20 protein-coding genes are annotated in these 25,304 nt (G+C 57.8%); all 20 read left to right on the top strand.

Annotated elements, in window-relative coordinates; all coding sequences use genetic code 11:
* Positions 1-47 precede the first annotated feature (47 nt).
* The 20 genes from umuD (at position 48) to SELIN_RS09865 (ending at position 25,140) form a co-directional block, all read left to right on the top strand.
* On the top strand, positions 48-476 hold the full coding sequence (gene umuD, locus SELIN_RS09955; RefSeq protein WP_041726036.1) for a translesion error-prone DNA polymerase V autoproteolytic subunit: 429 nt from the start codon (positions 48-50) through the stop codon (positions 474-476).
* On the top strand, positions 473-1,753 hold the full coding sequence (locus SELIN_RS09950; RefSeq protein WP_013506539.1) for a Y-family DNA polymerase: 1,281 nt from the start codon (positions 473-475) through the stop codon (positions 1,751-1,753). Before umuD ends, SELIN_RS09950 begins: the two co-directional genes overlap by 4 nt.
* A 148-nt stretch (positions 1,754-1,901) precedes the next feature.
* Positions 1,902-2,093 carry a Com family DNA-binding transcriptional regulator gene (locus SELIN_RS15515; RefSeq protein ID WP_013506538.1) on the top strand — a complete coding sequence of 64 codons (192 nt, stop codon included), beginning with the start codon at positions 1,902-1,904 and terminating at the stop codon, positions 2,091-2,093.
* Positions 2,094-2,295: 202 nt separating this feature from the next.
* Entirely contained in the window at positions 2,296-3,039 is a 744-nt protein-coding gene (locus tag SELIN_RS09945) for a DUF3450 domain-containing protein (RefSeq protein ID WP_156788058.1), read from the top strand.
* A complete protein-coding gene (locus tag SELIN_RS09940; RefSeq protein ID WP_013506536.1) occupies positions 3,036-4,403 on the top strand; it encodes a MotA/TolQ/ExbB proton channel family protein in 1,368 nt (455 codons plus the stop codon). The genes SELIN_RS09945 and SELIN_RS09940 overlap by 4 nt, the downstream gene beginning before the upstream one ends.
* The gene (locus SELIN_RS09935; RefSeq protein ID WP_013506535.1) at positions 4,396-5,022 is read left to right on the top strand and encodes a MotA/TolQ/ExbB proton channel family protein; all 627 of its coding nucleotides are present in this window, start codon (positions 4,396-4,398) and stop codon (positions 5,020-5,022) included. The genes SELIN_RS09940 and SELIN_RS09935 overlap by 8 nt, the downstream gene beginning before the upstream one ends.
* The gene (locus SELIN_RS09930) at positions 5,019-5,426 is read left to right on the top strand and encodes an ExbD/TolR family protein (protein WP_013506534.1); all 408 of its coding nucleotides are present in this window, start codon (positions 5,019-5,021) and stop codon (positions 5,424-5,426) included. Before SELIN_RS09935 ends, SELIN_RS09930 begins: the two co-directional genes overlap by 4 nt.
* The gene (locus SELIN_RS09925) at positions 5,423-6,079 is read left to right on the top strand and encodes an energy transducer TonB (protein ID WP_013506533.1); all 657 of its coding nucleotides are present in this window, start codon (positions 5,423-5,425) and stop codon (positions 6,077-6,079) included. The genes SELIN_RS09930 and SELIN_RS09925 overlap by 4 nt, the downstream gene beginning before the upstream one ends.
* Positions 6,080-6,089: 10 nt before the next feature.
* Positions 6,090-7,292: a tetratricopeptide repeat protein gene (locus tag SELIN_RS09920; protein ID WP_013506532.1), complete on the top strand. Its 1,203-nt coding sequence runs from the start codon at positions 6,090-6,092 to the stop codon at positions 7,290-7,292.
* Positions 7,293-7,359: 67 nt separating this feature from the next.
* Complete coding sequence (locus SELIN_RS09915; RefSeq protein ID WP_013506531.1) at positions 7,360-7,737, top strand: GxxExxY protein; 378 nt, start codon at positions 7,360-7,362, stop codon at positions 7,735-7,737.
* Positions 7,738-7,967: 230 nt separating this feature from the next.
* The gene (locus SELIN_RS09910; protein ID WP_013506530.1) at positions 7,968-10,313 is read left to right on the top strand and encodes a TonB-dependent receptor domain-containing protein; all 2,346 of its coding nucleotides are present in this window, start codon (positions 7,968-7,970) and stop codon (positions 10,311-10,313) included.
* Between the two features lie 64 nt (positions 10,314-10,377).
* Positions 10,378-11,016, top strand: a complete 639-nt coding sequence (locus tag SELIN_RS09905; protein ID WP_013506529.1) for a DUF4198 domain-containing protein — start codon at positions 10,378-10,380, stop codon at positions 11,014-11,016.
* Positions 11,017-11,104: 88 nt separating this feature from the next.
* Complete coding sequence (locus SELIN_RS09900; RefSeq protein WP_013506528.1) at positions 11,105-12,853, top strand: PepSY domain-containing protein; 1,749 nt, start codon at positions 11,105-11,107, stop codon at positions 12,851-12,853.
* Between the two features lie 63 nt (positions 12,854-12,916).
* Entirely contained in the window at positions 12,917-14,263 is a 1,347-nt protein-coding gene (locus SELIN_RS09895; RefSeq protein WP_013506527.1) for an efflux RND transporter periplasmic adaptor subunit, read from the top strand.
* On the top strand, positions 14,263-16,200 hold the full coding sequence (locus SELIN_RS09890; RefSeq protein ID WP_013506526.1) for a MacB family efflux pump subunit: 1,938 nt from the start codon (positions 14,263-14,265) through the stop codon (positions 16,198-16,200). Before SELIN_RS09895 ends, SELIN_RS09890 begins: the two co-directional genes overlap by 1 nt.
* Positions 16,201-16,470: 270 nt before the next feature.
* Positions 16,471-17,877, top strand: coding sequence for an efflux transporter outer membrane subunit (locus SELIN_RS09885; RefSeq protein ID WP_013506525.1), 1,407 nt, complete (start codon positions 16,471-16,473; stop codon positions 17,875-17,877).
* A gap of 610 nt (positions 17,878-18,487) precedes the next feature.
* Positions 18,488-20,569 (top strand): TonB-dependent siderophore receptor, encoded by a 2,082-nt coding sequence (locus SELIN_RS09880; RefSeq protein ID WP_049871126.1) that lies wholly within the window; start codon positions 18,488-18,490, stop codon positions 20,567-20,569.
* Positions 20,570-20,586: 17 nt separating this feature from the next.
* Positions 20,587-21,351 (top strand): DUF4198 domain-containing protein, encoded by a 765-nt coding sequence (locus SELIN_RS09875; RefSeq protein ID WP_013506523.1) that lies wholly within the window; start codon positions 20,587-20,589, stop codon positions 21,349-21,351.
* A 325-nt stretch (positions 21,352-21,676) separates the two neighbouring features.
* The gene (locus SELIN_RS09870) at positions 21,677-22,678 is read left to right on the top strand and encodes a helix-turn-helix transcriptional regulator (protein WP_013506522.1); all 1,002 of its coding nucleotides are present in this window, start codon (positions 21,677-21,679) and stop codon (positions 22,676-22,678) included.
* Positions 22,679-22,962: 284 nt separating this feature from the next.
* Positions 22,963-25,140: a TonB-dependent receptor gene (locus SELIN_RS09865; RefSeq protein WP_013506521.1), complete on the top strand. Its 2,178-nt coding sequence runs from the start codon at positions 22,963-22,965 to the stop codon at positions 25,138-25,140.
* The last annotated feature ends 164 nt before the right edge of the window (positions 25,141-25,304 follow it).

The following is a 25,304-nucleotide window of genomic DNA, read 5'->3' as shown; positions in this document are numbered from 1 at the left end:
TGTGGTACGATGCTGCCTCTCTATGCCTGTTTGCAAGGAAGGAACCCATGTCAGTTACCGTGCTCGGCGCGTGCCCGGAACGAGGTGCTCCGCCTCCCATCCCTTTGTTTGTCGAAGGGGTTTCTGCCGGCTTCCCCTCCCCGGCCCGTGACTATGTGGATCGCAGCCTGGATCTCAACGAACTGTGTATTCGTCACCCTGCCGCCACCTATTTTGTACGGGCCGATGGCGATTCCATGATTGGTGCGGGGATTTTTTCCGGCGATATTCTCATTGTTGACCGATCCCTGGAAGCGGCGGATGGCGATATCATCATCGCCTGCCTGCACGGTGAGCTTCTGGTCAAGAGACTGCGCCTGCAGGGTCAGGTCCGCCTGGAAGCCATGAATCCCGATTACCCTCCCCTGGAGCTGCATGACGAGTCGGAGCTGGAGGTTTTCGGCGTGGTCATTCACTCCATCCGCTGTTTCCGATGACGGCTCCCCACACCTTTGCCCTTGTCGACTGCAATAACTTCTATGTCAGCTGCGAGCGCCTCTTTCGCCCTGATCTGCGGCAGCGACCGGTGATTGTTCTCTCCAACAATGATGGCTGTGTGGTTTCCCGCAGTGCCGAGGCCAAGGCGCTGGGCATAGGCATGGCCGTGCCTGCCTATCAGATCCGCCACATTATCGAGCGGGAAAATGTGGTGGTTTTCTCCTCGAACTACACCCTCTATGCCGATATCTCCTCACGGGTGATGGCGACACTTGAGTCCTTTGCCGATGCCATGGAGATCTACTCCATCGACGAAGCGTTTCTCGACTTTTCCTCCATGGGCGCAGGCGCCCGGGGCGAAGCGTTTGCCCGGCATATTCAGCAGACGGTTGCCAGGCATACGGGTATTCAGGTCAGTATCGGTATCGCGCCCACGAAAACCCTTGCCAAGCTGGCTAACCTTGCCGCCAAGAAGTATCCGGCGACTGGTGGAGTAGTCGACCTGCGCGATCCTGAGCGTCAACATAAACTGCTGAAACTGGTAGCGGCCTCGGATGTGTGGAACGTGGGACGGCGTACCAGCCGCAAACTGGAAGTGACGGGAATAGAGACAGCCTGGCAGCTGGCCTGTGCCGATCCCGTCCAGATGCGTAAACGCTTTTCCATTACGGTTTCCCGCGCGGTTCATGAACTCAATGGTGTCAGCTGCTACGAGCTGACCGATGTTCGCGCTACCCGCAGGCAGGTACTCTGTTCGCGATCATTTGGTTCACCGGTGACCAATCTGGAGTCGCTGGAGCTGGCTGTGTCGGAATACGCCAGTCGCGCCGCAGAAAAGTTGCGGGAAGAGGGGCTGCTGGCTGGCGTTGTCAGTGTATTCGTTCGCACCAATCAGCATAATTCACACGTACCCCAGTACAGTAACAGCGCTACAGGAGAGCTGCTCCATCCCACCGCTGATACCCGTCATATCCTTGAGCGTTCGCTGGCGCTGCTGCGTGCCATCTGGAAAGACAGGTACCAGTATGTGAAAGCCGGGGTGTGGCTGGCGGAACTACAACCCCAGGCAAGCTATCAGCACGGCCTCTTTGAAGATGCCGAGGCGCGCAGCAGAAGCCAGTCGCTCATGGCAGCCCTGGATCACATCAACCGTCGCGGCGAGCATATCTGGTTTGCCGCCAAGGGTGCGGGCATGGATCGGCACATGCGTCGCGAACACGTCTCTCCCGCCAGCACCACCCGCTGGGCTGACATTCCGAAAGCCCAGGCCAAGTAGCCTTCCGTGCCGACCTCCTATTGTTAACCTGCAAGATAAGAGTTAGGCTGAAGTAAGTTAATTCTTGACATCTTTGCGAAGGTACAGTAAAAATCAGGGCATTTTAAGAATCTTTATTATCGCTTACCGCATTGTCTGTGGGGTTCCCATGAGTAAAGCAGCACCAGCTGATGTTGTTCCGTCCTGTTGTCGGGAAGGGCAGGCTTTGCATGAAGTACGCTGTAAGCGTTGTAATCGCCTGCTCTTTAAAGGCAGTGTTATCTCTGTCGAGGTGAAGTGTCCGAAGTGCCGATCAGTACAGTATTTCGATTACTCCATAAACGCTGCCGACAGTAAGTAGTCCCTGGGCTCCGAGCGCTTCAAGCGCCTTTTTTTGCGAGGATTTCAAATCCCTGACCTGTAACACCGAATATCTGCGGAACCGGACTGTGCTGCCGTGAGGTGGTCACGTGAGTTCGGATTTTTCGCATTTCTGGAAGAGGAAGGGATTGAGTGTGTCATTCCAGCAAGTTGTCCGGAGTCATCAAAAAAGCATTTCCCAGATGATCAGAGTCTGTTTTCCCGTGTTGCTGCTGTCGTTGCCCCTGTTGGCTGCCGACTCCGTCGTGGAAGTCGAGGAGCGGAGCCTGCAGCAGGGCCAGGAATCCCAGGTGCGTGTTGAAGCCATGGATGACGAGGCAACCCGTCTTCTGCGGGAGTATCGCGACCTGCAGCGTCAGGCCGACAGCCTGCAGGCCTATAATGAGAACCTTGAGCAGATGATTAGCTCCCAGGAGGAGGAGATTGCCTCCCTGGAGCGTCAGATTGAAGACATACAGGTGACCCAGCGGGAGATTGTGCCCCTCATGCTGCGCATGCTTGACGCGCTTGATGGCTATGTGGAGCGCGATCTCCCCTTTCTGCTGGCGGAGCGCCGCGAGCGGGTGCTGGGGCTGCACGCCCTCATGAAGCGCGCCAATGTGGAGACTCCCTCCAAATTCCGTCAGATCATGGAAGCCTACCAGAAAGAGTCCGAGTACGGGCGTACCATTGAAAGCTATCAGGGAGAACTGGAGCTTGATGGGTCTGTGCGCAGCGTAGAATTTCTGCGTGTTGGCCGTCTGGCCCTGGTCTATCAGACCATCGACCGGCGCGAAAGCGGCTATTGGCACCCCCAGCGCCATGAATGGGTGCCGCTGGACCGCGACTACCATCGCGCCATCCGCCAGGGCATCCGTATGGCCAGCCGTCAGAGCGCTCCCCAGCTCATTGAGCTGCCAGTTCTGTTGAGCGAGGTGCAGCCATGAGGTATGGAATACTTGTGCTCATCGTGATGCTGCTCATGGGCGTATCCAGCGCTGAGGAAGCTGCTGTGCGTACCAGTATCGATGACTTTCTGCGCCAGGTGCAGCAGCAGTCCCTTTCTGAACGAGACATCAACCGCGAGCGCGAGCAGGAATTCTCCCGCGATCTGAACGCTGCCCGGCAGCAGGTGGCCCAGGCCAGGGAACGCCTGGCGCGTGAACAGCAACGACAGGAGCGCTTGGCAAGCGTGTATGACGCCAATGAAGCCCGGCTGATCACCCTGGAAGAAGCGCTGCGGGAGCAGCAGGGGAATCTGGGTGAGATCTTCGGTGTGGTGCGCCAGAATGCTGGCGATTTCCACGCTCAGTTCCTCTCGTCCCTGGCCATGGCCAATCGTCACGATGATCTGGAGTATCTGCGACGCCTGAGCAACAGCCGTACCCTGCCCTCCATCGCCCAGATAGAGCGCATGTGGCTGCTGATGCTGCAGGAGATGGCCGACTCCGGCAAAGTGGTCTCCTTTGCCAGCGAAATCGTCAGTCCCGACGGTCATCGTCAGCCCGGCGAAGTACTGCGTGTTGGTGCCTTTAACGCCATTGCCAATGGCAGGTACCTGACCCATGTGGAGGGGCGGAACCAGTTTGTGGAGCTGCCCCGTCAGCCACAGAACCGTTACCTTCGCATGGCCAGCCGCCTGGAAAACGGCCAGCCCGGCCAGACCTTCGCCTTTGCCGTTGACCCTTCCCGGGGGGCCATCCTCTCCCAGCTGGTGCAGTCACCCTCCCTGACCGAACGCGTTCGCCAGGGTCGGGCTATCGGGGTGATCATCCTCGTACTGGGCGCTTTCGGCCTGGGTATGTTCGCGCTGCGTTATACCTGGCTGCACATCATGGGACGACGCATCAGCCACCAGATGGAACACCGCAACGATATCCATCCCAACAATCCCCTGGGCCGCATTCTGGCCCTCTATGAAGAGAACCGTGAAACCGACGTGGAAACCATGGAACTGCGCCTGGACGAGGAGATTCTGCGGGAAGTACCCCGCCTGGAGTGGGGGCTGACCACCATCAAAATCCTCGCGGCCGTTGCCCCGCTTCTGGGGCTGCTGGGTACCGTGGTGGGCATGATTGAGACCTTCCAGGCCATCACCCTCTTCGGTACGGGCGATCCCCAGCTGATGGCCGGTGGCATCTCCCAGGCCCTGGTGACCACCGCCCTTGGCCTGGTGGTGGCGATACCCCTGCTCTTCCTGCATAACCTGGCCACGGCCAAAAGCCGCGCCCTGATCAACACCATGGAAGAACAGGGTGCCGGACTTCTGGCCATGCATATGGCCAGAGGTCGCGGAGAGGCCCATGCCTGAGATCCTTTACGATATCGGCAATTTCTTCCACGCCGGAGGTCAGGTGCTCTGGGCCATACTCATCGTTGCCATTGCCATGTGGGCGCTCATCATTGAGCGCTACTGGTACCACTGGCGGGTTTTCCCCCGTGAGTTCGCCACCCTGCTGCAGCGCTGGGAGCACCCGCCGGTCAGCGATCTCTGGCTGGCCAGGAAGCTTCAGCAGATGGAGATCTCGCGCCTGCGCCAGCAGTTGGGTGCCTCGCTGTTCCTCATCCGCACCTTTATTGCCATGTGCCCCTTGCTGGGGCTGCTTGGCACGGTTGTTGGCATGATTCAGGTCTTTGAAGTCCTGGAATACAGCGGCACCGGCAACCCCCGGGCCATTGCCACCGGGGTTTCCATGGCAACGCTGCCCACCATGAGTGGATTGGTGGTGGCGCTCTCCGGGCTCTTTTTCAGCATTGACCTGGGACGCAGCAGTGAATCCCGGGCCCGCCAGGCCGCCGACGTGCTTTCACGCTGCCTCGGGCGTACCTGCGCCATGCCCGATCTTCAGCCCCACTGGATAACCACCCTCTGGAACCGATGGAAAACACGCAAGGCAGCTGCCGGGCTGCCGGAGCAGGAAACACCATGAGACGACGCCGACAGCGGATAACCGAAAACAGTTCAGCCGAAATCGATATGACTTCCATGATGGATGTGGTCTTCATCATGCTCATCTTCTTTATCGTGACCACCTCCTTTGTCAAGGAAGCCGGCATTGAGGTAAGCCGTCCCGCCGCCGCCACCGCAGAGCGCCAGGAACGGGCCAATATCATGATCGCCGTCTCTGAAAACGGAGATATCTGGATTGATCAGCGCCAGGTGGATCTGCGGGCCGTACGCGCCAATGTGGAGCGCCTGCGGGCCGAAAATCCCGAAGGGGCCGTGGTGATTCAGGCCGATGCATCCTCCCGCACCGGTATTCTGGTGGAAGTGATGGATCAGGTTCGCCTGGCCGGAGTCCTTGACGTCGCCATAGCAGCGAGCCGTCCATGAGCCATTTTTTCATGAGTCCCGCGCTGGTACGGCATCTGGTAGCCATTGCCTGTGGTGGTGCCGTGGCCCTTGGGCTGTTCTGGCTCATGAACGCCATGATCAGTGGCAGTGCCGGTGAACTGGATGCTGCCCGTCAGCGCATGGTGATGAACTTCATCCGGATTGACGAAGCCCCGACCCCGGTGCAGCAACGGGAGCGCCGTCGCCCGCGACCGCCGGAGCCGCCGAAGCCCACCCCGCGCATGGAGTCCATGCAGGCACCATCGCCGATGCTGCGCGCACCACAGATGAAGACCCCCACCCCGGATTTTCGCCCCAATCTCTCCATGACCGGCATCCCCGTGATGGCCACCGGCATGGACGGACTGGTGGCCTACTCCCAGCCCATGACCCCCCTCTCCCAGGTGCAGCCCATGTATCCGCGCCGCGCCCTGATGGAGGGCATCTCCGGCTGGGTTCGACTGAGCTTTGTCATCAATCCTGACGGCAGTGTGCGTGATATTCAGGTGCTGGAGGCCAGCCCGCGCCGGGGCATTTTTGATCACGAAGCCCGGCGGGCCCTGAGCCGCTGGCGCTTTGCTCCCCAGACCATAGCCGGTGAAGCCGTGGCCGCCCACGCCACCATAACCATTAACTTCAGTCTCGATCAGTGAGGTGATGAGTATGTGCAGACGGAAAATCTCCCAGAGCCTTCTGGCGTGCCTGCTGCTGACACTGGCCAGTGTGTTGCCGGTGCAGGCCAGCACCATTTCTCCCATGGCCTATGAAGCCCTTACCGAAGTCCATGAGCTGCTGCAGGAGTCCCAGTGGCTGGAAGCCGGTGAGCGCCTGGATCGCATGATCCAGCGTTTTGGCCGTGAACCCTATGCCCAGGCCACCGCCTGGCAGATGCGCGGCTATGTCTTCAGTGAACTGGATCAGCATGATAAAGCCCTGCATGCCTACGAGAAGGCCCTGGACACCGAAGCCCTGGACGCCGAGAGCAGCCAGCAGGTGCTCTATAACACCGCCCAGCTGCTGCTGGTGCTGGAGCGCTCCAGCGAGGCGGTGGAACGCATTGGAAAGTGGCTTGCCGAGTATGCCGACCCCACGCCGACACAGCAGGTACAAGCTGCCTGGATCTACCTGAGTGCCGGGCACCATCGCGATGCCGCCACCCTTATGCAGGGCGCCATTTCCCGCGTGGATGAGCCACAGCAGAGCTGGTATCAGATACTGGTGGCGGCCCTGCAGGCCACCGATGACTTCCGTGCCCTGGAACAGTGGCTGCCCCGCGCCATCAAAGACTACCCCGAACAGAAGACCTTCTGGATGCAGCTGGCCTCTGTCCACCTGCAGCAGGAGCGGCACCGTCGCGCCACAGCCACCCTGGCCGCTGCCTACCATAACGGACTGCTGGAGGACTCCAGCGACCTGACCTACATGGCCCAGCTCTTCCTGCACGCCGGCGTTCCCCACAAGGCGGCGCGGGTTCTGCGCGAAGCCATGCACAAGGGCACCGTGGAAGACACTGCCCGTCACTACGAAATGCTGGCGGAAATCTGGCTGCGCTCCCGGGAGATCGGGCTGGCCATTCATACCTACGAACAGGCGTTGAAAGCCGGTGCAGACCACGATGTAAGCCTGCGCCTGGGCCGCCTGCTGCTGCAGAACGAGGACCACCACGCGGCCCTGCCCCACCTCAAAACCGCCGCGAAAAGTGACAAGGGCCGCACCCGGGCGGAAGCACTGCTGCTCCTGGGTATGGCCGCCTACTCGCATGGCGCCGTGGAGGAAGCCCAGCACGCCTTTGTCGAAGCGCGAGCCTATGAGGAAGTGCGCAGGCAGGCAGAGAACTGGCTGGAGTATCTGAAGCATCCAGGCTGACCCTTGAGTAAGACAGCTTCACTCACAACCACGGAATACGCGGAAGGACACGGAAAGGGGAAGGGAGATGAACGATCTGCTTCTTGAAGAAGAGTCATATGCCATACGTGGTGCTGTTTTCGAGGTTTACCGCGAAATGGGCTGCGGTTTTCTAGAAACCGTGTATCAGGAGTGTCTGGAAACGGAGTTGAGCGCAAGAGGCATTCCCTTTACCGCTCAGCCAGAATTGCGGTTGCATTACAAAGGCCAGCTTTTGCGGCAGGTCTATAAACCGGATTTTATCTGTTATGAACAGATTGTTCTTGAACTCAAAGCCGTCAAGGAAGTTTTGTCAGAGCACAAAGCTCAGATCATAAATTATTTACAGGCAACAAACCTGCGGCTGGGGCTGCTGGTGAACTTTGGAAGTTCACCTAAAGTGCAGGTTGAGCGTTTTGTGCGTTAACCCCCTGCCTTTAAGACAGCTTCACTCACAACCACGGAATACGCGGAAGGACACGGAAAGGTGACATAGAGATGAATAAGCATTTTGGGAGAAATTGTTTTGATGTTTCTGGCTTTCTTCCGTGCCTTTCCGTGTGTTCCGTGGTTGAACATCTTCTGCGTGCAACTCCATTCGGAGTTCACATACAGAGAGACCCGTGAGAGGTCCGAAAATTTTTTTTGGAGGAAGGAATGAGGAAAGGAAAGGAACTCTCACGTCGCCTTGGCTTCAGCGCCATGGCCATGCTGACGGCCAGTCTGGTGGCTCAGGCAGCCGAAAACGCCCAGGAGCTTGCTCCCATGGTTGTCACCGCTGCCGGTTTTGAACAGAAGATCACCGACGCTCCGGCCAGTATCACGGTGATTACCCGTGAAGAGCTCATGCGGCGGCCTTACACCACCCTGATTGACGCGGTGCGCGATGTCGAAGGTGTGGATGTGGGTGAAACGTCGGACAAAACCGGTCAGCGTACCATCAGTATGCGGGGCATGGGTTCGGATTATACCCTGGTCCTGATTAATGGCCGTCGTCAGAGTAACCACGGGGATATCTATCCCAACAACTTCGGCGGGAATCAGTTCAACCATATCCCCCCCCTGGACGCCATTGAGCGCATCGAGATTATCCGCGGCCCGGCTTCAACCCTCTACGGTGCCGACGCCATGGGTGGGGTTATCAACATCATCACCCGTAAGGGCATGGACACCTGGAGTGGTTCTATTTCCCACGGGCGCACCTATCAGACCAATGATGACTTTGGCAATGATATCACCACCGATTTTAACATCATGGGCCCGTTGATTCCCGGCGTTCTGGGCATGTCTGTTCGCGGCAGCATGTATAATCGGCTGGCTTCAAATCCCGAATATGCGCCGGTAAGAGACCCTGCAGGGGAGCTTCATACCCGTGGCCTTGGCTTTGGTGGTGGTGGCAAAACGGTGAATAATGCCAATGAAAGCTTTGGCTTCAGTCTTGACTGGACTCCCGACGATCGTCAGAGGATCAGCTTTGACTATGACACCTCCAAGCAGGTTTATGACAATACCCCCACCTATAACGTAGCTACCCAGTCAGTCTCCTACCCTCTGGGAACGCTGGATGGCATTGATTCCATCTGGCGCCAGCAGGGGGGACAGGTGGCTCCCCGCGTTGGCTACTCCACGGAGCAGGAATTCACCCGCGACCAGTGGAGCCTGGCCCATGAGGGGCAGTGGGACTTTGGCCGCAGCATGGTGGCGCTTTCCCACATTGCCACCAATAACAAAGGTCGCAGCATGCCCTTTACGGTGGCAGAGCGACAGTTACTGCAGGAAATGTATGATGGCACCGGTGCCTATGCGGGAATGACAGAGGCAGAGCGCAGGGCATTGGCTGAAGAAACGTTTCTGCCGCGTCCGCGCCGTACCCTGGAAAGCAGCCAGTACACGCTGGACGCGCGTCTGGATATCCCTCTCTACGATATGGCCGGGAACCATATGCTGGTAGTGGGTGGACAGGTGATTGACGGGGAGCTTGAAGATGGCGTTTTCGGTATGGAGGACAATAAGACCAGCGCCGTCCAGGAGCACAAAATGTACTCCCTGTTTGTCGAGGACAACTGGAGCCCCGTTGACCCCTTGACCATTACTGGTGGTGCGCGCTTTGACGACCACGATATGTTCGGCAGTCAGGTTTCACCGCGCCTCTATGCGGTCTATGCCCTGGACAGCCAATGGACCATCAAGGGTGGTGTAAGCACGGGCTATAAGACACCAAAAACCACTGATCTCTACGATGGTATTGTCGGATTTGGTGGACAGGGCACCAGCCCCTGGGCAGGGAATCCGGATCTTGAGCCCGAAACCAGTGTGAACACAGAGGTTGCGGTGTACTGGAGCCACCCTGATCGACACAGTTTCAATTTCACCTACTTCCAGAACGACTTCAAAGACAAGATCGCCCGTGGTGAAGCGACCCAGACTTGTGTCGCCACTGGTGGTCAACGCCCCTGCGTCAATCTGGGCGCTTATGAGCAACTGGGCTTTGATACGTACAGTCAGAACATCAATATCGATAAGGTAGAGATCAGAGGGTATGAAATGGCTGGCCGCTACCAGATTCTGCACAATCTCTCTCTGCGCGCCAACTACACCTATACGGACTCGGAGCAGAAGAGTGGCGCTAACAAGGGGCGTCCCCTCAACAATACCGCTGAGCATATGATGAATGCCACCCTTGACTGGGGCGTCACGCAGCGCCTTAACCTCTTTCTGACCATGCAGGCGGAGTCTGATCGCTACCGGGGCTGGGATAGTGATGCGGATAAGGCTCGCTACTATAAGAGCTACGAAGTGTTGCATCTTGGGACATCCTTTAAGCTGAGCGATGCTGTCACGATTAACGCGCGCATCAATAACCTGCTGGATGAAGACTTCACCAGTTATCAGACCAGCTTTACCGACAATAATGACGGTACCTACAATGCGACCTTTACCGACGACTATAACAACAAAGACAAAGCCCGCAACTTCTGGGTTGGCGTGAACGTTGTCTTTTAATCGCTGACCACTTCACGCCCTGCAGGTTCGTCATGAGCCTGCAGGGCTCTTTTCAGGAGATCCCATGCGTACCCTGCTGACATTGCTTTTGATCGCTGTGCTGATAAGTTCCGCCAGCGCTCACTATATCTGGCTTGAACGTGCTGATGAAACTTCTGCCAGGGCCTACTTCGGTTACTGGCATCGCGGTATTCACGAAAAGACCGGTGACAAGCTTGACGATATCAAGGCCACCGGGATTCTTCCCGCAGATATTGCGGGAGCCAGTTACCGCCGCGACGATCATATCGAGATCACCATCAAGGCTCCTGGCGATGTGGCGCTGGTGGAAGAAACCGGACTGCGCCGCGCCCGTATCGGCACGGAAGTGACCCGCGCAGTGGCGCTGGCCCGTGCCGGACGCTCCCAGGCCAACTCCCTGGTGGATCTGGATCTCGTGCCCATGGTCCCCGACGGAAACCGCTTTGCCCTGCAGTTTCAGGGCAGTCCCCTGGCCGACACCGAGATTACCGTTTACGACCCGGATCGCCAGGAACAGAAGCTGACTACCAATGCCCTGGGGCAGGTGCAGATTCTCACTCTCAAGGCGGGGCAGTATCTGGTGCGAGCTTCCCATACCCATGAGCAGCCTGGCGAAACCGCTGAGGGTGAGCATTATGACCGAACCCGCTACGGCCTGACGCTCACGTTCAGCAATCCATGAAGTGATGGCGCTGGCTTTTTAAGGCGTCAGTTCGCCAGGAACGCACACGTTCGCGTGAGTCCGCTCTCTTCCATAAAGGAGTTTATTGATGTTTCGAAATATCTGGTTTCAGCTTCACTGGTTCTTTGGCATTACCGCCGGGGTTATCCTGATTATCGTCGGGGTTACCGGCGGTATGCTTTCGTTTCAGTCGGAGATTCTGCGCCTCATGAATCCCGGTGTGCTGACGGTCACGGTTCCTGCGGGTGCTGAAAAGCTCGACCCAACGGAGCTTCTGCGCAAGCTTCAGCGGGAGTTCCCGGATCGTACCGTCAACTCCCTGACGCTCCATACCGGAGCCAATCGCTCGGCGTCGGTAAATCTGGCCAGTGCTGATCCCAGGATGCGGCGGGGTGAGACGCGCTATGTCAATCCTTACACCGGTGAACTGCTGGGAGAGGTGAAGGGGCAGAGCTTCTTCTCCGCGACCATGCGCCTGCACCGCTGGCTGCTGACCGATGAATTTTTTCATAACCGCACCCTTGGCAAACAGATCGTGGGAGCCTCCACGGTGCTGTGTATCCTGCTCAGCATTACGGGGATCTACCTGCGCTGGCCCCGCCAGGTGAGCAGCCTGAAGGTGTGGTTGACCTTTGACCTGAAGCGTCGCGGACGCGGCTTTGTCTGGGATATGCACGCGGTGCTGGGAACCTGGGTACTCATACCCTTTCTGATCATGTCACTGACCGGGCTGTACTGGTCCTATGGCTGGTATCGCAATATGCTTTTTGATATCAGCGGAGTGCCGCGCCCGGCTGCCCGGGTCATGCCTCCTCCGGCGGCACCTGAAGCGACACCGGAAGGAGTTGCACCAGCCCAGCGTGGTGGTGAAGGCTCCGAGCGGACACGGCCCGAAGGGCGATCCGGCGAGCGAGGCAGCGGCGCGGGAAGAGAATCTGCTGCGCCATCCAGCGCTGCCATCGCCCGCGAACTGGGCGTGGTATGGACGTCGTTTCAGGAAGCTTCCCAGGGCAACTTCAGCCAGGTTCAGCTGCGTATTCCCCAGGGCAATGGCCAGGAGGTCAGCGTTACCTATCAGGATGCCAGACCGCAGCATGAGCGGGCCAATAATCGTATGACCATTCACCCCGTGTCGGGTGAAGTCACCCTGCATGACCGGTACGCCGACCGGCCCCTCAATGTCCGTCTCATGGGCAGCATGCTGCCGCTGCACGCGGGAAGTTACTGGGGCCTGCCGGGCAAGATCATCTTCATGGTGGCCAGTATCCTCATGCCATTGTTCACCATTACTGGTTTCATGCTCTACTTTGAGCGCCGTCGCCATAAAAAAGCCGCCCTGGCAATCGCTTCCGAGGCCCGGCAGGCAGATGCTGACGAAAATGCCGAACCGCTGCTGATTGCCTATGCCAGCCAGACCGGCTATAGTGAAAGCCTGGCCTGGCAGAGTGCGGCGACACTCCAGAAACACGGTTACAATATCAGTGTGAAGGAACTTGGCAGCCTGAGCGCTTCCGATCTTGGCAGTTATTCCCGCGCGCTGTTTCTGGTATCAACATTCGGTGACGGTGAGCCCCCGGTCAGCGCCCGCCCCTTTGTGCGGCTGATGGCGGAGGGAGATCTTGCCCTGAATGGTTTTGAATATGCCCTGCTGGCGGTTGGAGACCGCCAGTACGAGCTGTACTGCAAATTTGGCCATGAACTGGATGCCTGGCTGCGTGACCACGGCGCCGTGTCCCTGTACCCCATGGTAGAGGTGGATAACGGTGATCCCGAGGCCATTGCCCGCTGGCAGCAGCAGCTGGCCAGTTTTCCCGTTGCAGGTTCTGCCCTTGTTTGATGCGTAAAGGCACTTGTGTGATGTGTGTGCTGCCTTTAAGAATCTTCAGGACAGGATGGAATCATGAATCGCGAAATGCAATCACGTCGATGGCGTCCCTCAAGGCGCGCACTGTTTCTTGTGTTGCCAGGGCTTGTGCTGCTGGCCGGGGCAGGCTATTTCAGCTGGCAGCATATGTTCAGCAACCAGAAAGGCCAGCAGGCCTGGAGCATTGCCCAGGTCCAGAAAGGCAATATCGAAAACCTGGTAACGGCCACGGGTACCCTGCAGCCACGCAATTACGTGGATGTGGGAGCCCAGGTGTCGGGCCAGATGCAGAAGATCCATGTGGAGGTGGGCACCCAGGTGCAGCAGGGTGAACTGCTGGCGGAGATCGACCCGACGCTCTTTGTGGCCAAAGTGGATGCCACGCGGGCCCAGCTGCGTTACCAGCTGGCCCAGCTACGCGATCGCGAGGCGCAGCTGATCCTGGCGGAAAACCATTACCGGCGGCAGAAAAATCTGCTGGCGGAAGATGCCACCACCGAGGAAAATGTTCAGAATGCCGAAGCATCGCTGCTTTCTGCCAGGGCTCAGATCGAAATGCTCAGGGCACAGATCGACCAGACGGAATCGACCCTGCGCTCCGATGAAGCCAGCCTCAACTACGCCATGATCTATGCTCCCATGGACGGCACGGTGGTTTCCGTCAGCGTGCGCCAGGGGCAGACCATCAATGCCAGCCAGCAGGCGCCGACCATTCTGCGCATTGCCGATCTTTCCACCATGACCGTGCAGACCCAGGTTTCCGAAGCCGATGTCAGTAAACTGCGCATGGATATGGAAGCGTACTTTACCACCTTGGGCAGTCAGGGCCGGCGCTGGTACGGCAGGCTCCACCGGGTGGAACCCACACCCACCGTGGAAAACAACGTGGTGCTCTATAATGCCCTGTTCGATGTCACCAATGCCAATCGCGAACTGCTGCCCCAGATGACCGCCCAGGTCTTCTTTGTGGTGTCCTCGGCCCGCGACGCTTTGCTGGTGCCGGTGGCAGCCCTGAGCATGAGCTCCGCAACGAACACGAATACCGCGCAGCGCCGTGAACGGCCTGCGGGGGCAGAATCGGGCGATCGCGCGCGCATGCCCGGTGGTGAATCCGGTGAGCGCAGTCGCGCAGCCGCTACTGCCAGTGCCACTTCCCGCGCCACCGTTCAGGTCGTTCTGGCCGATGGCACCCTGGAACCCCGCGAAGTTGAGGTTGGAGTCAGCAACCGCATTCAGGCGCAGGTGCTTTCCGGCCTGGTGGAAGGTGAACGGGTTGCCGTGGGCGTTGCCCAGGCGGGCAATTCCGGCGCGGCGCGCACTGCGACTGCCGGCAGCCCTCTGGCTGCTGGGGGTCCGGGCACGGGCATGCCCAGGGTGCGCTGATGGCAGCATCCCAACCCCTTATTGAACTGCGGCAGGTCACCAAGACCTATTTTAATGGTGAGCTCTCCGTGGAGGTACTCCACGGTGTCGACCTGAAAATCTACCCCGGCGAATTTGTGGCCATCATGGGCGCTTCCGGTTCCGGCAAGTCGACACTCATGAATATCCTTGGTTGCCTGGATCGGCCCACTTCAGGGCAGTACCTGTTCATGGGACAGGATGTCTCGGATCTGGAGCGCGATGAACTGGCTCGCCTGCGCCGGGAAGAGTTCGGTTTTGTCTTCCAGAGCTACAACCTCATCAGTGTGGCTACGGCGGTGGAAAATGTGGAGGTGCCAGCGGTCTATGCCGGTATGATTCCTGCCATGCGACGCGAACGTGCCCATGCCCTGCTGGCTGAGCTGGGCCTGGAAGATCGCCTGACCCATCGTCCGGGGCAGCTCTCCGGTGGGCAGCAGCAGCGGGTGTCCATAGCTCGAGCCCTGATGAATGGCGGTCGTATCATTCTGGCCGACGAACCCACGGGCGCCCTGGACAGCAAGAGTGGTGCCGAAGTCATGCGGCTGCTGCGCGAACTCTCCGCCCGCGGCCACACGATCATTCTGATTACCCATGAGCGGGAGGTGGCTGAGCACGCCAGCCGCGTTATCGAGATCCGCGATGGAGATATCCTTTCCGACCCCGGACCGCAGCCAGTGTCTTCGGGAAAAGAGGGTTTTGATGCTCAGCATCAGAAGGACTCTTTCTTCGGTGAGCTGCTGGAGGCGACCCGCACGGCGGTACGCGCCCTGCGCAGCAATATTTTCCGCACGATCCTGACTCTGCTGGGGATTGTCATCGGTGTGGCATCGGTTATCACCATGCTGGCCATTGGCGATGGCGCCAAGCAGGAGGTGGTGGAGCGCATCAGCTCCCTGGGCAGTAACCTGCTGACGGTGCGGCCGGGAGCCCCCAATATGCGGGGGCGGGGTGGAATTGCCACCCTGGTGCCCGATGACGTGGTGGCCGTGCGGGAGCTCTCCAATGTGCTGGCAGCTGTGCCGGAGCAGAGCAGCTCGGTTACGGTGCGCTTTGGCAACTTTGACCATCGCACCGAAGTCAACGGCACTTCTGCCGATTTCCCCGTGGCGCGGGCCTGGCATCCGGCGGAGGGAACCTTCTTCAGCGCTGACGATGAACGCAGCTACGCCACCGTGGCCGTCGTGGGTCAAACGGTTTCCAGTGCGCTCTTTCCCTCTGGTGATGCCCTGGGACAATTTATTCTCATCAACAATATTCCCTTTCAGATAATCGGCATCATGGACGAACGGGGCGCCGGACTGGGGGGGCAGGATCAGGATGATGTGGTCCTGGTGCCCTTTACCACCAGCAGCCTGCGCCTGACCGGACAGCGCTTCCTGCGCAATATGATTATTGCCGTCGAGGACGTACGGCAGATTGACCAGACCCAGGAAGAGGTGCACGCCCTGCTGCTCATGCGGCACGGCGGTGTGGAAGATTTCCAGATCCGCAATATGGCCGCCCTGATTGACAATGTGACCGAAACTCAGAACACCATGACCATCCTGCTGGGTTCCATCGCCGCCATCTCCCTGCTGGTGGGTGGCATTGGCGTCATGAACATCATGCTGGTCAGCGTCACCGAACGCACCCGTGAAATCGGCATCCGCATGGCCACTGGAGCGCGCATGCGCAATATTCTCCAGCAGTTTCTCATTGAAGCGCTGGTGGTCTCCGCCATGGGCGGGCTGATCGGTGTGGCGGTGGGCCTCAGCGTTGCCGCCATCGTCGGTTCCCTGGGAACCGCCATCCACTACTCTCTGACTCCGGTGGTGCTGGCCTTTGGCTGCGCCTTTGCCACAGGGCTGGTGTTCGGCTATCTGCCCGCCCGCAAAGCGGCGCGGCTGGACCCGGTGGTGGCGCTGGCGTCGGAATGAGGCAAAAGCCATAAGGGGCAAGGCAGAAGAAAGAAACCACGGAAGGCACGGAGAACACGGAACGAGAGGATATTTTTTTTCCAAAAAACTCTTTCCCACTCCTGGCTGTTTGTCCGGACTTTCCGTGTATTCCGTGGTTTATCCTCTTTACTATAAAGGCCTCCCCTCTTGGCGGCTTGATTCCCGTGGTGTGAACCCGGTTTTTGTCTTGTGCAATCGCATTGCAATGCAGATTTACGGCCTTGATAAGGGCCTGAATGGAAGTGTTCTATGAAAATACCGTTTCCCATATGGCCTCTGCAGCGGCTGTTCATCGGCTGCTGCTGTATTGTCCTCAGTGGCTGTGCCAGCCAGTTTGCCCCTCCCGCGCGTCCCGAACCCGTGCTGCCCGAAGCCTGGCAGGCCCAGCTGCCCGCTGAAGCCCAGGTACCCGAAGGCGACTGGTGGCAGCGTTTTGGCTCCCCGCGTCTTGAGGAGCTGGTGCTCATGGGCATGGAAGGCAGTCCCGACCTTGCCGGCGCGGTGGAAAGAGTGATTCAGGCAGAAGCTCAGCTGCGCAGTACGGGCTCTTCCCTCTTTCCCGCCGTGAACCTCAGTGGCGGAACATCCGCCCAACGCCGCAGCGTTTCCGGTGGCAGCAGCACCAGCAGCGAATCCACCAACCTCTCCCTGGGAGCCAGCTACGAAGTGGATGTGTGGGGACGCATTGCGGCGGATGTGCGGGCCTCCGAAGCCAATCTCGCGGCCAGCCACTTTGACTATGAAAGTGTGCGCCTGAGCCTGATCGCCGGCGTAGCCAGCGGCTATTTTCAGCTGCTGGCCCTGGAGGAACGCCTGGCCTATTCCCGCGAAAACCTCGCCATCAGTGAACGGGTGTTGGGCATCGTCGAGGCGCGCCAGCGCCACGGCACCGCCTCTGCGCTTGACCTGGCCCGTCAGCAGTCCACCGTGCTCAGCCAGCGCTCCACCCTGCTGAGCCTGGAACAGCAGCAGCGCCAGACCCGCTCGGCCCTGGCCATTCTCCTGGGCGTCGCGCCCCAGGAATTTGCCATCAACCCTGAGCCCTTCAGCCAGTTGCGCGTTCCCACCGTCGACCCCGGAATGCCTTCAGACCTGCTCTTGCGGCGACCCGATCTGGCGCGGGCCGAAGCCCAGCTCGTTGCCGCCGACGCCAGCATTGTGGCGGCCCGTACTGCCCTCTTCCCCTCCATCTCCCTGTCGGCTTCGGCGGGAGCCGCCAGCAGCGGGCTTCTCTCCCTCTCAAGCCCTACCAGCACCCTGAGCCTGGGTGCCTCCATCACCCAGAGCATCTTTGATGGCGGGCGCCGCCAGAGTCAGATTGCCAGTGCCGAATCCCGCCAGCGTGAGCTGTTGGAAACCTACCGCAAGGCCATTCTGACCGCCCTCAAGGAAGTGGAGGACGCCCTGAACACGGTCCACTTCAGCTCGCAGCAGGAACAGCTGCAGACAGACATCCTGGCGGAAACCAGAAGGAGCCTGCAGCTGGCGGAACTGCGCTACCGCGAAGGAGCCGATGACCTGCTCAGCGTGCTGGATGCCCAGCGCAGCCTCTTCAGTGCCCAGGATCAGATGGTGCAGCTGCAGCTGACCCGCCTGAATGGTGCGCTGGAACTGTATAAAGTTCTGGGGGGTGGGTGGCAGTACGCCGGGATGTGAGAAGCGTTTTGAACTGAGATGCTTGTACTGCGATAGCGGTGTGGAGTGCCTTGCCCAGTGTGGCCAAGGGAATACTGCCGCTATCGCAGTATGTCTATTTACAACGGGGAGAAAAGCACTCAGGACGTAGCCATAAATCCCGACAATTTTCCACGATTGCCACGAAACATGTCAGAGTGTCATATTTCTGCATGCCATAAGGAGAAACGCCGAGAACCCGTTATTTCGGGGGTGCGAAACCTGAGTTTCCCCCTATGGCTTTCATGATGGCGACTCGGGTGGTTTCTATGTCCTCTATTGTGAGACTGTCATGAACTTTCAGGTCGGCATTGATCCATCTGCTGACATATGCACCGTCGAGGTACTGAAAAGCGCTTCCCCACGCCCACCTTCCTGCAGTTGAACACTTCCTCACCTCCTCGTAGATGATGATCTCGCACCGTACTTACAGCAGAGTTCCGCTCTGTCGTTGCTCATTCCAGTCAGAATTGGGTCTTGACGATCGTGCTACGAATATGTAAATTGTGCCACCTGGAGTGAGCTTCGTCGTATTTCATGAGGAGTGGTTATGTTAAGAAGGTTCTTGGAAGGTTGGAGGGCAGGCTTCGCAGTGGCATTGCTTGCCGTGACGGCGGCACAGGCGGATGATCCCAAGGTATCAGTACAGCTTGAGCCTGTGCGCGTTACCGGAACGGCGCATGAAAGTACCGGATACCGGGCCAGTGAAGTGAGTGGGGCGACCGGCATGCCCATTGATCCGACACTGGTGCCCCAGGCGGTGACTATCGTGACGCCACAGATGCTTGAACACCTGGGTGCCACGCGCATGGGCGATGCTTTGCCCTTTGTCAGCGGGGTGTCTTCTCAAAACGATTTCGGCGGAATGTGGGACAACTATTCCATCCGGGGTTTCGAAGGTGATATCAACCGGGGGCCGGTTTTTCTGCGGGATGGTGTACGGGCTAACCGCGGGTATACAGGCAAACAGGATGCTGTCAACCTTGAGCGTATTGAAATTCTGCGGGGGTCGTCTTCGGCATTGATCGGCAGAGCTGATCCCGGTGGAGCGGTGAATATTGTGACCAAGCGCCCCAGCTTTGAGTCATCCGGCGAGGTAACGCTGGCTGCCTCCAGTGATAAGCCCCATCGGGCGACCTTCGATTACACTGGGCCTCTGAGTGATTCCATTGCCGGCCGGATCAGTGTGGCGGTTGAGGATGGCGATACCTTCCGGGATCATGTCAGTGAAAATCGCTTTGTGGTGGCACCAGCTTTCTCATGGATTCTTTCCGACAACGCGCGTGTGCACTATGATGGCGAATTTTCCCAACAGAAGCGCCCCCTTGACCGTGGGGTCATGGCGGTGGATAACAGGCTCGGTGTGGTACCGGTGACGCGCTTTCTCAATGAGCCCGATGATGGCGACATCACTCTCAGGACCCAGGCAAATCGTCTGCGTTTTCAGGCTGATCTCAGCGAGAACTGGTCCAGCCAACTGACTCTGGCCCATATGCACAGCACGATGAAGGGCGATTCCACTGAGGCCATGGGCCAAAGCGATGGCTACCTGATTCGCGAACGGCGTCACCGCGATTATGAGAGCGATGATCTGGTGGCTTCAGCGGAGATCCGTGGCAGTGTGGAGCTTTCCGGACTGCGCCATGACCTGCTGCTGGGGGCCGAGCTGAGCCGATACGAACAGGACTTTCTCATGCGGCGCAGTGCCCGCACGCAGGCCAACGCGTCTGATCCCTACGCGTTCAATATTTACAATCCGGTTTACGGTAGCGGGCCCATACCCTTCGACGATTCGCGGACCAATCAGCGCGAGGATGCTGAGGATACCCTCGCCTTCTACGTGCAGGATCTCATTCATGTGAACTATGCGACCCGTGTGCTGGTGGGCGGACGCTTCGACCGCTTTGAGCAGGAGACGAAAAATCTCCAGACGGGGGTGAAGGCATCCCAAAGGGACAATGCCGTCAATCCGCGAGTCGGTGTCAGTCACGATCTCACCTCCCTGGTGACGGTTTTTGCCAATGCATCACGGGCATTCAATCCCAACTCTGGTGCGGATCGTCATGGCGACCAGTTTGATCCCGAAACCTCCACTTCCTACGACATTGGCCTGAAGACCACACTGCCCGGTGGACTCTCCCTGGACGCCAGTCTCTTTCAGATTACCAAAGAGAACGTGCTTACCCGCGACCCCGTTGACGCCGCCTTCTCGGTGACCGCTGGCGAGGTCAGAAGCAGGGGAATTGAGCTGGATGTGAACGGGAAAATCACCGAAAGCCTCAGTGCCAGCTTCAGCTACAGCTATACCGATGCCCATATAGTGGCTGACGGGGTTACCTTCAGCCAGGATACCCGCCTGAATAATGTGCCCCGCAACCAGGCCAGTCTGCTGACCAATTACGGATGGAAACTGGCCGACAGGGATGCCAGCATCGGCGGTGGTATTGTGTATGTGGATTCGCGGGTGGGCAACCAGAGCAATACCGACTTTACTCTGCCCTCGTATTCCACGGTGCACGTTCGCGCCGCCTATAAACCGCGACCTGATATGGAAGTCGCCTTTATCATCGACAACCTCCTGGACAAGGAGTATTACACGGCCTCCTACTGGGAGCACTGGGTTACCCCGGGAGCGCCGCGTAACTATACCCTTCAGGTAACCTACCAATTCTGAATCAATAAGGAGTTCTTATGCGTCTGCTGAACACATTTACGGCACCCGTACTGCTGGCGGGCCTGCTTGCTACCGGAGTCTGTGCCCATGATCTGTGGGTCAATGCCAGCGAGTCCGGCACATCACTCACGGCGGAACTGGGCTATGGTCACGACTTCCCCGTGGCGGAGGCCATCGCGGAGGACCGGGTCCATATTTTCCCGCCCATGAAGGTTTTCGGCAGTGGGGAAAGCGTGGAGATGATTCAGGAAGGGGAAAACTATCGCTACGTGCTCCCTGAGGGTGTGGCGCCGGGAACCTACTATGTGGCTGCCACCTATCGCCCGACCTACTGGACGCGAAACCCGGCTGGATGGCGTCAGGCCACAAAACGTGATGTACTGGGCGCTCTTTACTGCTCACAGGCCCAGATGTTCGGCAAGCGACTGCTGATTGCGGGCGATGCCGTGCTGGATGAAACGCAGATGACCTCTCCCGTAGGGCACCAGCTTGAACTGATACCCCATACCGCCGTTTCGTATAGCTCTGACCAGTCCATTGAGATTGTGGTCCTCTTCAATGGCGAGCCCCTGGCGGCAGCGGAAGCCGAAATCTTTTTTCGCAAGGGTGAAGGCGAACTGGAATCCCGTAAAATCAAAGCCGATCCGTCGGGCCGGTTGGCTCTTGTCCCGGGGAGTGCCGGAGAATTTCTCATCAAAGTCAGCCATCAAGAGGATTATCCCGATAAGCGGGTCTGTGATTATCATACCTACGCCGCCACCCTTACCTTCAGTATCCCCTGATTGCCATCGAATCTGAGCCCAGATGCTCCACCGACTCGTGTTGAGCGGCGGGGCATTTCTGGTTTCATGCGCGCCTGGGATTCGAGGCTTTTCAGTGTACTTGCGGTACCGGGATATTCCGGGAAGGGTGAAGTTGAACTTAGTTCCTGCTATTTTTGTGTTGCCTCTTTAGCTTTATCGCGGTAAGAGTAAATTCGATGGTGTCATGGGGTGCTGGCAGTGCGCCACCACTTCGGGATGTTCTGTGGAGGCTGATGCTGTCAGCACCCCATGTCAGCGTGAATACGCGTAGACTTCGATGAACCCTGAGTACAGGAGGGCCGTTGTGGAAAAAGACCCGCCGGATGTGACGATTCTGGACCAATGCCGAACACTCTACGAAGATCGGGGTTTTTTTGTGGTGCAGCACGATCGACGGGAGTCTCGGGGTACCTGTCTGCGCGCTGGCGTGTCGCCCCAAGTCGGGCGTGGCTGGATGGATATACGTGAGCTGCGTGATGGGATTTCCCTTGGGCGTTGTGATTGCGTCATCCACTCTCCTCATGAGTACAGCTATCCAAATTTCAGCTGCAACCTTGGTTTTAATATGCTGCTCTGTGGCGGCTTTCAGCTGGGTATCCCCGAGCTTGGGCTCTCAGAACAGGTGCAGGCTGGTGACCTGTGGCTGTGCAGTGGCCGTGTTGAGGAAGTCCGTTACCGCCACCAGCCTCACACTACCATGCGCGGGCTCTCACTGGATATACCTGTTCATGTGCTTGATCAATGGCGTGAGCAGCTTCCGCAGCGTTTCAGTCGCAACCTGGACGCCTTGCTTTCCCGTGATCCTGCCGTCTGCATGCGCCTGACACACCATCGTCCGACCATCAGCCGGTTGGCCACTCGTCTGCTTGCACAATCCTGCAGTGATGTTTGTGACGAATTGCGTCTTGAGTCCCAGGCTCTGGATATCCTGGCCGTCTTTCTGGGGCTTGATATCTCTGCGGAAGAAACCCGCCGTCACTGTGGTGGCAGTCGTCGCAGTGTCGCCATTGACGAGGCGGTGGATATCCTGTGCAGCGAATGGGTTGATCCGCCAACCATCGCGGCCCTTGCCCGCCGGGTTGCCCTCAATGAATGTTACCTGAAAACCGGCTTCCGCCAGCGCCTTGGCATGACCATTGGCGAGTATGTGCGCAAGCTGCGCATGCAGAAGGCCCTGGAATTGCTGGAGACCGGTGAGCACTCGGTGCTGGAGGTGGCCCTGATGGTGGGATACTCCTGTCCGGGGCATTTCAGCGGTGCCTTCAGACAGTTCCATGGCCGGCTTCCCTCCAACTGCATCAGGTAGCGCTCTTCCCTGCTCTGTGTCTAATGAGAGTTCAGGTTCCCCCTCCCCCGTTTTCCTCTCCTGGTAATGCCTTGAGTAGATCACTCATCCATGCTCTTTCACTTCCCTGTATTCTTTTTCCGCTGTCATAGAGAGTCGGAATGGAAGGACATTGCCGTCGCAGGCTGAAAGGTTTCCCGATTGGAGCAGTCGTTTTCCCGTGTCGAGTAGCAGACTTCTATGAGCTGTGGGAAAAGAGTTAGCTGTAACGTATTTTCTTCCCGGAGACTTCATGGAGGTTGTGGATGAGACATGATGTGCAGGTGTGGTGTGCGAATCAATTGCGGAGCGGAAAATGGGGTCAGGTCCCCATGGTTCTGGCACTGGTAGTGTGGTTCAGTGGAGGGGCTGCCTGGGCGAACGAAGGGGATGCTGAAGCGTCCGGGCAGGTAAGCGTCCTGCAGACTATCACGGTGACGGCCAATAAAATTGAAGAGGACATCATTGATGTCCCTCAGAGCATTACTGTTATCAACGAGATAATGCTTGAGGATAAAGGCATCAAATCCGTGGCTGACGTTATCAGGGAGATTCCGAATATGAAGGCCAGCTCAGGTCCGATGGCCAGTGCGGTAAATTTTCGGGGCCTGAATCCCTCTATATTCACGAACAACAATCCTGTGGTGATCTATATTGATGGGGTTGCTCACAGTGGGATCGAAGGGTTTGATGCGTCGCTCATGAATGCCGAGCGGGTCGAAGTGCTGCGGGGGCCTCAAGGTACTCTTTACGGTAAAGATGCCATTGGCGGGGTCATCAATATTGTGACCAAAAGACCATCAAATACCTGGCAAGGGAAGGTGGAGACCGAATACGGCAGTTTCAACTCAATGCGAAGCGCCCTGAACGCAGGGGGTGCGCTGATCGATGACAGGCTTTTTCTGGGCTTGAATGTCCAGTACCGGCAGGATGACGGATGGATCGAAAATACAGCCGCCGGCATGGACAGTGATTTCAATAAGGAAAATGATCGGCGACTGAACCTTAACCTGACCATGACTCCTACTGATCGTTTCACCGCGAGGCTTTCGTTGACGAATGAATACACGCAGCAGTATGGGATCAATGGTATCGGCATACCCGGCAGCGCTGTTATTGGCGATTTTTCCAGAGATGATGCCAAGAAACAGGAAGTGGATATGCCGACCAAACAGGTCACGGAAAGTAATGCCCAAAGCATGGGTTTGACCTATGAATTTGATGCCGTGTCCCTGAATGCGGTGACGACCAATAAAACGGTTCAGTTCAATGGTGAGTACGACTCGGATTTTGGCAATGATCCGCTATACGCAGGTCTGGTTCAGTTCAGTGATTTTGATGTGGACAGCTGGACTCAGGAATTGCGCTTGTCAAGCAACGCTGGACAGGGTTTGCGTTGGGTGGGTGGTTTCTATTTTGAAGCCGAGCGTCACAAACAAGGGCGTATGGGCATGCAATTCCCCGATTTTGACCCGGTAAGTTACGCATACCTTGGAAACTCGGAGATGAGTGCCGTCTCACGAACCGATTCAGACACTCTTGCTGCCTTTGGTCAGGTAATTATCCCTTTTGCAGAACAGTTTGAGTTGACCTTTGGTGGACGTTACCAGCGTATTACAAAAGAAATTGACCTCTCCATGTACTACTTGCCCGTGGGCGTGCCAGGTCCAGCCATGTATGAGCTGGAGGCGGAAAAGACCTGGAACGCATTTCTGCCGAAGGCAGCCATATCCTGGCAGTTTGCGGATGCATGGAACACATATGCGCTGTGGTCAAAGGGGTATATGCCTGGAGGGTTTAACTATTTCGCCATGGCAGGCAGCGCCGATGATAATCGGTTTGAACCTCAGACCTCTACAAACTATGAGTTGGGCGTGAAGGGTAACTTCGGGCAGGGCTCCATTGCGGCATCGTTATTTTATATGGATATAGAAGATATCCATATATCTAAATCCATCGGCGCGATGTACGTCACGGATAATGCAAAAAAAGCCTACTCTCAGGGTGCAGAAGTCGAGGTGACCTTCCGCCCTGTGCATGGGCTGGAGATGAACTCTTCAGTGGGGCTCGTGAAGGCAAAATATCGCGATTATGACTGGGGTGGTGGCAATTTTGACGGGCAGACCATTGAGCAGACCCCTGCACACAGTGTAAGGGCAGGCGTTGCCTATACACATCCTCACGGGTTCTATGGGCGTATTGATGTGTCCAGCACAGGCAGACATTACTTCTACGATGATGCAACTGCCCTTGAGCCATTTCCGAAACAGGACGCCTATACCCTCGCAGATGCGAAGTTCGGGTATCGGGTTGCTGACTGGGACTTCTATCTTTACGGACGTAACCTTACCGATGAAAAATATATCAGCATGTACTCGGGTATGCGCGTTATTGCCTATGGCGACCCCCGCACCTTTGGCGTCGGAGCGCGCTATGTCTTCTGATGGTCCTCCCGCAGTCCTCATCCTGAGGCTGTGTTAGGCATACTCTTTCCTTTCTTCACTCCTTTTTCCGCTCTGCCCGGCTGAGTACATCAGCCGGGCAGAGCACCCTGAAAACCATGCCGGAGGGACAATACTGTCACCCCAGGCACTGCCGGTGTCCGAAG

It is taken from the genome of Desulfurispirillum indicum S5 (assembly GCF_000177635.2).
Taxonomy (GTDB): Bacteria; Chrysiogenota; Chrysiogenetes; order Chrysiogenales; family Chrysiogenaceae; genus Desulfurispirillum; species Desulfurispirillum indicum.
Note: the sequence above shows the minus strand (reverse complement) of the source record. Positions and strands in the feature narration are given on the sequence as shown.